This window comes from Kitasatospora sp. NPDC059973, assembly GCF_042737525.1.
Classification (GTDB): Bacteria; Actinomycetota; Actinomycetes; order Streptomycetales; family Streptomycetaceae; genus Kitasatospora.
On record NZ_JBHWUI010000229.1, the window covers coordinates 1 to 10231 of the forward strand.

General features: G+C 75.8%; 11 protein-coding genes. 9 read left to right on the top strand and 2 right to left on the bottom strand.

The window, feature by feature from the left end:
• The first annotated feature begins 288 nt into the window (after positions 1-288).
• The 7 genes from ACFWA9_RS35850 (at position 289) to ACFWA9_RS35880 (ending at position 7456) form a co-directional block, all read left to right on the top strand.
• Positions 289-507: a DUF6480 family protein gene (locus tag ACFWA9_RS35850; RefSeq protein WP_352290233.1), complete on the top strand. Its 219-nt coding sequence runs from the start codon at positions 289-291 to the stop codon at positions 505-507.
• The gene (locus tag ACFWA9_RS35855) at positions 501-1550 is read left to right on the top strand and encodes a MerR family transcriptional regulator (RefSeq protein ID WP_380393146.1); all 1050 of its coding nucleotides are present in this window, start codon (positions 501-503) and stop codon (positions 1548-1550) included. The genes ACFWA9_RS35850 and ACFWA9_RS35855 overlap by 7 nt, the downstream gene beginning before the upstream one ends.
• Before the next feature lie 318 nt (positions 1551-1868).
• Positions 1869-3197: an NAD(P)/FAD-dependent oxidoreductase gene (locus ACFWA9_RS35860; protein ID WP_380393164.1), complete on the top strand. Its 1329-nt coding sequence runs from the start codon at positions 1869-1871 to the stop codon at positions 3195-3197.
• 5 nt (positions 3198-3202) lie between these two features.
• Positions 3203-4006: a DUF1365 domain-containing protein gene (locus ACFWA9_RS35865; protein ID WP_380393167.1), complete on the top strand. Its 804-nt coding sequence runs from the start codon at positions 3203-3205 to the stop codon at positions 4004-4006.
• Positions 4003-5289, top strand: a complete 1287-nt coding sequence (locus tag ACFWA9_RS35870) for a class I SAM-dependent methyltransferase (RefSeq protein WP_380393149.1) — start codon at positions 4003-4005, stop codon at positions 5287-5289. The genes ACFWA9_RS35865 and ACFWA9_RS35870 overlap by 4 nt, the downstream gene beginning before the upstream one ends.
• On the top strand, positions 5286-6146 hold the full coding sequence (locus ACFWA9_RS35875) for a DUF1295 domain-containing protein (protein ID WP_380393152.1): 861 nt from the start codon (positions 5286-5288) through the stop codon (positions 6144-6146). Before ACFWA9_RS35870 ends, ACFWA9_RS35875 begins: the two co-directional genes overlap by 4 nt.
• Positions 6143-7456 carry a cryptochrome/photolyase family protein gene (locus tag ACFWA9_RS35880; protein WP_380393155.1) on the top strand — a complete coding sequence of 438 codons (1314 nt, stop codon included), beginning with the start codon at positions 6143-6145 and terminating at the stop codon, positions 7454-7456. The genes ACFWA9_RS35875 and ACFWA9_RS35880 overlap by 4 nt, the downstream gene beginning before the upstream one ends.
• 85 nt (positions 7457-7541) lie before the next feature.
• On the opposite strand, the gene ACFWA9_RS35885 is transcribed toward ACFWA9_RS35880, so the two are convergent.
• Positions 7542-7664, bottom strand: coding sequence for a hypothetical protein (locus tag ACFWA9_RS35885; RefSeq protein WP_380393158.1), 123 nt, complete (start codon positions 7662-7664; stop codon positions 7542-7544).
• Between the two features lie 468 nt (positions 7665-8132).
• Here ACFWA9_RS35885 and ACFWA9_RS35890 point away from each other — a divergent pair, with 468 nt between their 5' ends.
• Entirely contained in the window at positions 8133-8927 is a 795-nt protein-coding gene (locus tag ACFWA9_RS35890) for a DeoR/GlpR family DNA-binding transcription regulator (RefSeq protein WP_352298367.1), read from the top strand.
• Positions 8928-8962: 35 nt separating this feature from the next.
• On the opposite strand, the gene ACFWA9_RS35895 is transcribed toward ACFWA9_RS35890, so the two are convergent.
• Entirely contained in the window at positions 8963-9343 is a 381-nt protein-coding gene (locus tag ACFWA9_RS35895; RefSeq protein WP_380393161.1) for a hypothetical protein, read from the bottom strand.
• 315 nt (positions 9344-9658) lie between these two features.
• Between ACFWA9_RS35895 and ACFWA9_RS35900 the strand changes: the two genes are divergently transcribed.
• Positions 9659-10183: a peptidylprolyl isomerase gene (locus ACFWA9_RS35900; RefSeq protein WP_329491613.1), complete on the top strand. Its 525-nt coding sequence runs from the start codon at positions 9659-9661 to the stop codon at positions 10181-10183.
• The last annotated feature ends 48 nt before the right edge of the window (positions 10184-10231 follow it).

Genomic DNA, 10231 nt, shown 5'->3' on the forward strand with positions numbered 1-10231 from the left:
GCGCCGCCCCGGCAGGGGTCCGCCCGCGCCCGCCGGCGGGCCCGCCGGCTCCGGCCGCGCGCAACGGTGCGGGAACGCTGCGCCGGGCGCCGGGGTGCCGTGCGGGAGAGCATGGAAGCGTCACTTCTGACGACGGGCCACCGTCGGTGGCCGTCGCCACCGGGCGTCCGCGGCCGCGTATACGGTTGACCACGCGAGCCCCTACGCGCCCGCGAGCACCTACTCGATGCCCGGGGCGGCAGCGCTCCGACGCAGGCCCACGCACCGTCCCACCAGCGGGAGGACATCATGACTCTCGACCACCGCACCCCCGCGCACGAACGCCCCGTGCCCGCGAGCCCGCCCACCGAGACGCCCGAGTGCGAGGCGTCGACCTGCGCGGGCATCTCCACCCCGGAGTCGACCGAGCTGCACACGGCCTGGCCCGGCTGGATCCCCCTCCTGGTGATCACCGTGCTGGTGGTCTGCTGCGTCGGCTTCGCGGTGGGGAGGATCGGGGGATGGTGACCCTGCCCGCCGAGCACGGCGCCGGCCCGTGGGGCGGTGGCCGGGCGGGCCCACCGGACGCCCCCGAGGACGCGGGGCTGCCCACCGGCGGAGTCGCCCGCCGCCTCGGCGTGTCGCCGACCACGGTCCGCTCGTGGGAACGCCGCTACGGCATCGGCCCGGCCGACCGCGCGGCCGGGCACCATCGCCGCTGGAGCCGGCAGGACATCGCGGTCCTGGAGGCCATGTGCCGTCTCACGGCCCGCGGAGTGCCGCCGGGCGAGGCGGCCCGGGCCGCCCTGGCCGAGCGCCGCACCGCGCTCCACGACGCACCGCCGCCCGCCGGCCGGCCGCCCGGAACGGAGCGGCCGGATGACATCCCGGCCCGCCGCGACCCGGGCGGCAGCCGTGCCCTGCGGGTCGGGACGGTACGCCCCGAGTGCCGCGGCCTGGCCCGGGCGGCGGTCCGGCTGGACGCACCCGAGGTCGCCGGGATCCTGCGCGACGCGGTCGTGGCACTGGGGGTGGTCGAGGCGTGGACGGAGGTCATGATGCCCGCCCTGCGGGCCGCGGGCCGCAAGTGGGCGGCCGACGGCGAGCAGTACGTCGAGGTCGAGCACCTGCTCTCCTGGCACGTCTCCAGCGTCCTGCGCGGCGTGGCCGTGGAGACCGGCCCAACCCGGCCGGTGCCACCCGTCGTCCTCGCGGCGGTGCCCGGCGAGCAGCACACCCTCCCGCTGGAGGCGACGGCCGCGGCGCTCACCGAGCGCGGCCTGCCCTTCCGGATGCTGGGGGCGGCCGTCCCCTTCCGGGCCCTGCTCGACGCCGTCCACCGGATCGGCCCGGGCGCCGTGATGATCTGGTCCCAGGACCGGCACACCGCCGACCCCGAGCTGCTGCGCCGGGTGAGCGGCAGCATGTGGGGTTCGCGCGGCTCCCGCACCCGGGCCCTGGTGGTGGCCGCCGGCCCCGGCTGGGCCCGCGCCCTGCCCCCGGCCGGAGCCGCCTGCCCCCGCACCCTCGCGAGCGCCGTGGACCTTCTCGAACAGGCGCTCACGGGCTGACCTCCGCCGCCCGGCGCGCCGGTTCGCGGCCGCGCCGGGCCGCCGCCGGTCCCGCGCCGGTCCCGCCCGGTGTGCCGGACGCTCGTCGGCCACGGTGCGCGGTGCGCACGAGCCCCCGCAGCCCGACGCCGGCCGGTCCACGAGTCGGGCCCTCCACGAGCCGGAATCCACGAGTCGGGATCCACGAGTCGGGCCGGTCCCGACGGGTCGGGCCGCTCCACGAGCCGGGCCAATCCAAGGACCGCGTCGGCTCCGAAGATCCGGTGCAACGACAAAGCGGGCCGCGCCGCGGCCCCGTCGGGAGGGGCTCTCGTGACCATGTTCGACATCGTCTCCACCTCACGGGCCCCCGCCCGCGGCGACGGCGGCGCGCGTCCGCGCCGGGTGGCCGTGGTGGGGTCCGGCGTGGCCGGACTCACCGCGGCGTACGAGCTGTCCCGCGCCGGGACGGAGGTCGAGCTGTTCGAGGCCGACGGGCGCCTCGGCGGCCACGCCCACACCCAGCGGGCGACCGCGCGGGACGGGCGGACGCTGGACCTGGACACCGGCTTCCTGGTCCACAACACCCGGACCTACCCCCACCTGCTGCGGCTCTTCGCCGAACTCGGGGTGCGCACCCAGGACACCGAGATGAGCATGTCCGTGCGCTGCGACGGGTGCGGTCTGGAGTACGCGGGCGCGCGCGGACCGGCCGGCCTGCTGGCCAGGCCCGACGCCCTGGCGCGCGGCCGGTACCTGCGGATGCTCACCGAGGTGCCGCGCTTCCACCGGCGGGCTCGCCGCCTGCTCGCCGACCCGGCCGCCGGCGACCCCAGCCTGCGTGACTTCCTCACCGCCGAGGCCTTCTCCCCGTACTTCGTGAGCCACTTCATGACCCCGGTGGTGTCCGCGGTGTGGTCCTGCGCCCCCGACCTGGCGGGCGACTACCCGGCGCGGTACCTGTTCACGTTCCTCGACAACCACGGCCTGCTCGGGGTGACCGGCGCGCCGGTCTGGCGGACCGTCGTCGGCGGCTCCCGCACGTACGTGGAGAGGATCGCCGAGCGGCTCACCACCGTCCGCCGGTCCGCCCCGGTCAGGGCGGTGCGCCGGCACCCGGACGGGGTCAGCGTCGTCACCGAGGACGGACACCTGACCGAGGCCGACGCCGTCGTCGTCGCCACCCACGCCGACCAGGCGCTGCACCTGCTTGCCGACCCGACCGACGCGGAGCTGGAGATCCTCGGCGCCTTCACCTACTCGCGCAACCCGACCGTGCTGCACCGCGACCCCTCCGTGCTGCCCACCGCCCGGTGGGCCCGGGCCTCGTGGAACTACCGGATGCCCCACTGCACCGCCCCCTCGGACCGGGTGCGGGTCAGCTACCACCTCAACCGGCTGCTCCGGCTGGACGCCGACGACGACTACCTGGTCACCCTCAACGAGGACCGGGACCAGCCCGTCCCGGAGCACCTGGTGGTCTCCCGCACCGTCTACGAGCACCCGGTCTACACCGCGAGCACCCTCGCCGCGCAGCGCCGGCTGCCCGAACTCACCACGGCCCGCACCGCGTTCGCCGGCGCCTACCACGGCTGGGGCTTCCACGAGGACGGCTGCCGGTCCGGGGTCGAGGCGGCCCGGTCGCTGCTGGGGGTGGGCGCGCCGTGACCACCCTGCCCGGGCCCTGGGGCGCGGTCCTCTACGACACCCTCACCACCCATGTGCGCACCGATCCGCCCAGGCCGCCGTTCCGCCACCGCGGCTACCTGTGGCTGGTCGACCCGGACCGCCTCCCCCGGGTGCCGTGGCCGCTGCGTCCGCTGGCCTCCTTCCGCCCGCAGGATCACCGGATCGACCGGGAAGCCCGAGAGTTGACGATCCGTCAGGACATCGACCGGTACCTGGCCGAGCACGGCGTACGGCTCGGCGAGGGCCGGATCCTGATGCTCACCCAGGCACGGTCGCTCGGGCACGTGTTCAACCCGCTGACCGTGTACTGGTGCCGCGACGGCGCGGGCCACCCGCTCCGCACGGTCGTCGAGGTCCACAACACCTACGGCGGCCGCCACCGCTACCTGCTGCCGCCCGATCCCGCCGGCCGTGCCGAGACCCCCAAGGACTTCTACGTCTCACCGTTCTTCCCGGTCGACGGACGCTACCGGATGGTGCTGCCGGAGCCGGGGGAGCGGCTGGCCCTGACCGTCCACCTGGACCGCGGCGGCGGCCACGCCTTCACGGCCACCGTCCGCGGCACCGGCCGCCCGGCCGGACCCGCCGCCCTGCTGCGTGCCGCGCTCGCCCACCCGCTCGCCACCTGGGCCGTCAGCCTCCACATCCGCTACCGGGGCGTCCGCCTCTGGCTGAGCGGCCTGCCCGTCCACCCCCGCCCGACCGCCGGCCCGGACCGGTGCGCGCAGCGGTCCACGCCCACGGAAGAGCCCACGGAAGTGCCCACGGAAGAGGTGCCCGCCCCATGACGACCACGGTTCCCCCGACGGCGAGGCCGACGCCCGTCGTCGATCCCGCCCGCTGGCCGGACGTCGCCAGGGTGCCGCACGTGCCGCTGCGCGCGGCCGTCGCCGGACGCCTGCTGCGCCGGGTCGCCGCGCGGCGCGGCCTGCTCGTCGAACTCCCCGGCGGCCGGGCCCTGCGGCCCGCCCCGCCCGGCGCGCCGGTGCTGCGCCTGCACCACCCGCAGGCCTTCCTCCACCGCCTCGGCGAGAGCGGCCTGATCGGCTTCGGCGAGTCCTACCAGGCCGGCGACTGGGACAGCCCCGACCTGGTCGCCCTGCTCACCGCGCTGGCCAGCGCCCCCGAGACCCTCGTCCCGGCCGGCGCGCGCTGGCTGCGCCGCTTCTACGTCCGGCGCCCGCCGGCGGCGGAACTGCCCACCGCGGCGAACGCCCGGAGCAACGTCCGCCGGCACTACGACCTCTCCAACGACCTGTTCGCCCTGTTCCTCGACCCGACGATGACCTACTCCTCGGCGCTCTTCGCCGCCGGACCGGACCGTCGGCCGACCGCCACCCGGGAGGAGCTGACCGCCGCCCAGCACCGCAAGATCGACCGGCTGCTCGACCTCGCGGACGTCGGCCCCGGCACCCGGCTGCTGGAGATCGGCACCGGCTGGGGCGAACTCGCCCTGCGCGCCGCCGCCCGGGGCGCCCGCGTCGTCAGCCTGACCCTCTCCGAGGAGCAACTCGCCCTCGCCCGGCGGCGGATCGCCGAGGCCGGACAGCAGGACCGGGCCGAGGTCCGGCTCTGCGACTACCGCACCGCGGAGGGCGAGTACGACGCCGTCGTCAGCGTCGAGATGATCGAGGCCGTCGGACGCCCGTTCTGGCCGGACTACTTCACCGTGCTCGACCGGGTCCTCGCCCCCGGCGGCCGGGTCGCCCTCCAGGCGATCACCATGCCGCACGACCGCATGCTCGCCGGCAGCCGCAGCCACACCTGGATCCTCAAGTACGTCTTCCCCGGCGGCCGGATCCCGTCCGTGCGGGCGATGACCGAGACCGCCGCCCGCCACACCCGGCTGCGGGTGACCGGCACCGACGCGTTCGGGCCGCACTACGCCGAGACCCTGCGGCTGTGGCGCGAGCGCTTCTGCGAACGGCCCGAGGAGGTCGAGTCCCTCGGCTTCGACGAGGTGTTCCGGCGGATGTGGGAGCTGTACCTCGCCTACTCCGAAGCCGGGTTCCGCACCGGGTACCTCGACGTCCACCAGCTGCTGCTGACCCGTGCGGAGGGGGCGACGTGAACACCGGAGCCTTCCTCCTCGGCATCGCCGCGACCGCCGCCGCGGCCCTCGTCGTCCTGCTCGTCGCGTTCGCGGTGGGCGTGCGGACCGGCCGCCACCGGGGTGTGGACGTCGCCTGGGGCCTGGCGTTCGCCGCGGTGGCGCTCACCGGGTACGCGCTGTCGGCCGGGCACGGGGACGACGGCCGCCGGCTGCTCGCGACCGCGCTCGTCCTGGTGTGGGGCCTGCGCCTGTCCGCGCACCTGTGGTGGCGCGCCCGGGGAGCGCCCGAGGACCCCCGCTACGCCGCGATGCTCTCCCGCGCCCCCGAGGGCCCGGCCCGCACGCGGTACGCGCTGCGGATCGTCTACCTGCTCCAGGCCGCCCTCGTGTGGTTCGTCGCGCTGCCGGTCCTCGCCGCCCAGTACACCGACCGGCCGCCGGGCGCGCTCGCCTGGGCGGGCACCGCGCTCTGGGCGGTCGGCGTGTTCTTCGAGGCGGTCGGCGACCGGCAGCTCGCCCGGTTCAAGGCCGACCCCGGCAACCGGGGCGCGGTCATGGACCGCGGCCTCTGGCGCTACACCCGCCACCCGAACTACTTCGGCGACGCCTGCGTGTGGTGGGGCCTGTACCTGCTCGCCGCCGACACGCCGGCCGGCGCGGCGTTCGTCCTCAGCCCGCTCCTGATGACCTACCTGCTGGCCTTCGGCAGCGGCAAGCCGATGCTGGAACGCCGGATGGGCGCGCACCGCCCCGGCTGGGCCGAGTACGCGGCCCGCACCAGCGGCTTCCTGCCCCTGCCGCCCCGCCGGACCCCGCGGGAACCCCGAACTCCCCGCACCCCCCAGCCCCCGTCGTCCCCGAGGTCCCCCCGATGACCGTCTCGATCGCCCTGTTCACCCAGGACCTGCGCCTGCACGACAACCCCGTGCTGCACGCCGCGCACACCGCGGCCGACCAGGTCGTCCCGCTGTTCGTGCTCGACCCCGCCGTCGCGGCCGCGGGGTTCGCCGCCCCCAACCGGCAGGCGTTCCTCGCCGACTGCCTCGCCGACCTCGACGCCTCCCTGCGGGCCGCCGGCTCCCGGCTCGTCCTGCGCACGGGCGACCCGGCCGAGCAGGCGGCCCGCGTCGCCGCCGAGACCGGCGCCGCCACCGTGCACGTCGCCGCGGGCGCGAGCGGATTCGCGCACCGGCGCGAGGCACGGCTGCGCAAGCTCCTCGACGACCGGCTGCACGTCCACGACGCGTCCCTGACCGTCGTCCCGCCCGGCCGCGTCACCCCGGCCGGGCGCGACCACTACACGGTCTTCACCCCGTACCACCGCGCCTGGCAGGAGGTACCCCGGCGGACCGTGCTGGCCGCACCCCGCCGGCTCGCCACCCCGGAGCACGTCCGCGGCGAGGACCTCCCCGCCGCGCGTCCGAGCTCACCCGCCCTGCCGCCCGGCGGCGAGACGGCGGCCCGTCGGCGCCGGCGGAACTGGGACGTCGACGGCTACGCTGACCTGCACGACGACCTCGCGGCCGACGACACCTCCCGGCTCTCCCCGTACCTGCACTTCGGCTGCCTGTCCCCGACGGAACTCGCCACCGACGCCCTGCGGCACGACGGCCCCGGCGCACGGGCGTTCGTCCGGCAGCTCGCCTGGCGCGACTTCCACCACCAGGTGCTCGCCGCCCGCCCCGAGGCCGCGCACCGCGACTACCGCACCCGGGACGACCACTGGCACCACGACGAGCGCGAGGCCGAGGCGTGGCGCCGGGGCCGCACCGGCTACCCGATCATCGACGCCGGAATGCGCCAACTCGCCCACGAGGGCTGGATGCACAACCGCGCCCGCCTCCTGACGGCGAGCTTCCTCACCAAGAGCCTCTACCTCGACTGGCGCATCGGCGCCGCCCACTTCCTGTCCCTGCTCGTCGACGGCGACGTCGCCAACAACCAGCTCAACTGGCAGTGGGTCGCGGGCACCGGCACCGACACCCGGCCCAACCGGGTCCTCAACCCGCTGCGCCAGGCCGACCGTTACGACCCCGACGGCGACTACGTCCGCCGGTGGGTGCCCGAACTCGCCCACCTCCCCGGCCCGCTGGTCCACCGGCCCTGGCTCCTGGACGACGGCTACCCGCCGCCGATCATCGAACCGGAGGCCCTGACCGCGCGGTTCCGGCACGGGCGCTCCTGACCCCGGGCGCACGGGCCGGCCACGCCAACGGCGGTGGGTGGTGGGCCCGCCGGCCCACCACCCACCGCCGCGGTCCGGTCGCGCCCTACTCCTCGGTCGGCCCGAGGTCGGCGTGCTCGCGCAGCTCCACGCCGCGGGCGCGGTGGGCGGCGTGCGGTTCCAGCACGGTGATCTCGTTCGCCCCCGGGCACAGGACGGGGCCGGGCACGAACAGCGAGCGCTGCGGCCCGCGCGACCAGTAACGGCCGGGCGGGCATGTCCTCGAAGAGGTTGCGTCCGGTGCGTTCCCAGTGGGCCTCGGCGCGGGCGATCATCCTGGCGGTGCGCGGGGTGGTGAAGGGGAGGGCGTAGACCGCCGCCACCCGCCGCCTGGTCGCCAACGGCGAACACTGGAGCGCCTTCGTCCCGTTCGCCGCCGGCCGCGCGAACTCGCCGGGTGAGCACGGGCGCCGCAGGTCACGGCCGGATCGGGAGGCCCCGGGTCCGGCCCGGCGGCCCGCCGCCGCAGGGCGCCCCGAGCCCTCCCAGCCCCCTGCCCCCGGCCCCGGGAGGCCGGGGCGGCCCCCGGGTGCCCGGCTGTCGGTTTCTGATCGTTCCGGCGGTAGCCTGCCCTCTGGACGTAGCGGGACATCGATGCCCGCCCAGGTCGTCAGGGGAGCTCGTGACCGATCAAGGGATGCTGGCACCACAGCGTCAGGCACTGATCCTGGAGGCCGTGCGCCGTCGTGGCGCGATGCGGGTCGCCGAGCTGGTCGAACAGCTCGGGGTGTCGGACATGACCATCCGCCGCGACCTGGACACCCTGGCCCGCCGGGGAACGGTGCAGAAGGTGCACGGCGGCGCCGTGGCGATCGGCGCCTCCAGCACCGACGAGCCGGGCTTCGAGGCGAAGTCCTCGCTGGAGGAGGCCGCCAAGGCCGCCATCGCGGACGCCGCCGCCGCACGGGTGGAGCCCGGCAACGTCGTCGCGCTCTCCGCCGGCACCACGACCTTCGCGGTGGCGTCCAGGCTGCTCAAGGTGCCGCAGCTGACCATCGTCACCAACTCGCTCGCGATCGCCGACCTGGTGTGGGCGGCCGGCCGCGACGCCGGGGCGAGCACCCCCTCGCTGCTGCTGACCGGTGGATCGCCCACCCGCTCGGCCGCCCTGGTCGGCGCCCTGGCCGAGCAGACGATCCGCTCGCTCCACGTGGACCTGCTGATCCTGGGCGCGCACGGCGTCTCGGAACGGGCGGGCCTGACCACGCCCAACCTGGCCGAGGCGCAGGCCAACCGCGCCATGATCGCCTCCGCCCGCCGGACGGTGGTGGTCGCGGACCACACCAAGTGGGGGGTGATCGGTCTGAGCAGCTTCGCGGAACTCGCCGAGATCGACTGCTTCATCACCGACGACCCGCTGCCGGCGCAGGCCCGCGGCACGCTCGAAGAGGCGGTCGGCGAGCTCGTGGTGGTCTCCACCGCCACCGGCTGACCCGCGCGAGCGGGCGCGGCCGGTCGCGGCCGGTCTCAGGCCACCCACGCCCCAGACCCCGACCGGGGGCGGGGTATCGACACGAAGCGGTCCGGCAGTTTGACCGTGCGACAGTTCGCACCCGCGAACGCGGACGTGATCAGCCGCGCCAGTCGCTCGTCGGTGGAGAACACCCACATGCCCGGGACAAGCACGATCCGGTGCTGCCCGTCGAGGACGGACCTGGTCAGCAGCTCCAACTGCGGGCGCACGCCCGCGGACGGGGCGCCGTTGTCGAAGTAGAGGACGGGGGCGAGCAGGCCGAGGCGGTTGGCGAAGCGCCGCAGGGCCTCGCGGTGGGCGGCCATGCCCCGGGGGTCGAAGGGGAAGCAGCGCAGATAGGCCGCGGGGGCCAGACGGGCGGTCGGAGCGGTCACGGAAAGCCTCCTCTTCGCAAGCCCCCCAGAACCTCGCCGGAACACCGGCGGCCCACCCTCCGTACGGGCGGCCGGGGTGGCGCCGGGCGGACTCTCCCACCCGCCGGTGGCACCCGGACCGCGTCCTTGGGTTGCATCATCGGGTCCGCCGCCTGCCGAGTCAATGCCCAACCGCATCCTGCGCGGCTCGGGCGGCTCGGGCGGCTCGGGCGTGCGGTCGGCGGCAGCGCGCTCCGCGCGCCGACGGCCGCCGGCGGTACGGATAGCCTGAGGCGTCGCTCGCGTCCGGAGCGTCACGATGTGAGGAGTCCCGACATGGCCGACGCCAAGAACGCTGTGATCCACACCAGCCACGGTGCCATCACCGTGGAGCTGTTCCCGAACCAGGCACCGAAGACGGTGCGCAACTTCGTGGAGCTCGCCGAAGGCACCCGGGAGGGGGCGACCGACCCGCGTACCGACGAGCCGATCAGCGGCCCGTACTACGACGGCACCCCCGTCCACCGGATCATCGACGGGTTCATGATCCAGGCGGGCGACCCGACCGGAACCGGTCGCGGCGGCCCCGGGTACACCTTCGGCGACGAGCGCTACCCGGACCTCGTCTTCGACAAGCCCTACCTGCTCGCCATGGCCAACTCCGGCCCCGGCACCAACGGCTCCCAGTTCTTCATCACCCTGGGGCCAGCCGCCTGGCTGAACTTCAAGCACACGATCTTCGGCAAGGTCGCGGACGCCGCCTCCGAGAAGGTCGTGGCCGAACTCGGCTCGGTGGCCACCGACGCGAACGACCGGCCGCTCGAGGCGGTCACCATCGACCGGATCGAGATCAAGCGCTGAGACCCCTCGGTGAGCACGAACCGGCCGCCGCCCCCGTCGCCGTGACGG